We start from the raw sequence: 729 nt of genomic DNA, 5'->3' as shown, positions 1-729 counted from the left end.
GCGGCACCAGACCCGACGCCGGAGGCGTCAGAAGTCGTACTGCCGAGTCGCACGCCTCTTCCTGGTTCAGGCGCAATTTCTTCGCCATGACGGCTCTCTCCATTCACCGGAATTCATGCGACTCGACAGAAAAGCCGCCACGACATTTCGAGTCCGCCCCGCCAAGCATCAGGCGGGGCGTTTCACGCGGCTCCGACTCAGTCTTCGCCAGGCTGCTCCTGACGGCCGTGCAGGTCATCGGCCAGCTCGTCGTGCAGGGCATGGGTGCACCTCGTCACCCACTCGCTGAGCTCGGCAACCCGCTCGTACTGGGCGATCAGCAGCGGACCGGCGACCGTGAAGCTGTGAGGCTCCCGCTCCATGTCGTCAGCCAGGGCCGGGAGCAGCCGGAGTACCCGCCAGAGATCGGCAGGCGCAGCCTGTTCCGGATCCGGCAGAACAGCGCCGTTATCGTCTCGCACGATCACAGCCACTCACCATCCATTCAAGAGAAATCGAGTTGGACCCGTCGAACTGCGCGATCACGAGCCCCAAGGAATCGCCCAGCACCGGCCCGGCACCCCAAAGTCTAGCGGCTGGCTGTCTTTGATGCACCGGAACGGGCGAAGCCCGCCCCCGTACCACCCCAACGAGTGACCCCACCACCTGACCACCCCTCACCACCCCAACCCCCACACCCCGAACCACCCACGCACCGTCACCCCACACCCCCAGCCGGGCGAAGCCCGC

Annotated in this window: 1 protein-coding gene; it reads right to left on the bottom strand. The window is 66.0% G+C overall.

From position 1 onward, the window contains the following. Positions 1 to 197 precede the first annotated feature (197 nt). Positions 198 to 473, bottom strand: coding sequence for a hypothetical protein (locus AA75_RS39605; protein ID WP_149038655.1), 276 nt, complete (start codon positions 471 to 473; stop codon positions 198 to 200). Positions 474 to 729 lie beyond the last annotated feature (256 nt).

The organism is Kitasatospora sp. MBT63 (genome assembly GCF_000710465.2).
In the GTDB taxonomy this organism is placed as follows: Bacteria; Actinomycetota; Actinomycetes; order Streptomycetales; family Streptomycetaceae; genus Kitasatospora.
Note: the sequence above shows the minus strand (reverse complement) of the source record. Positions and strands in the feature narration are given on the sequence as shown.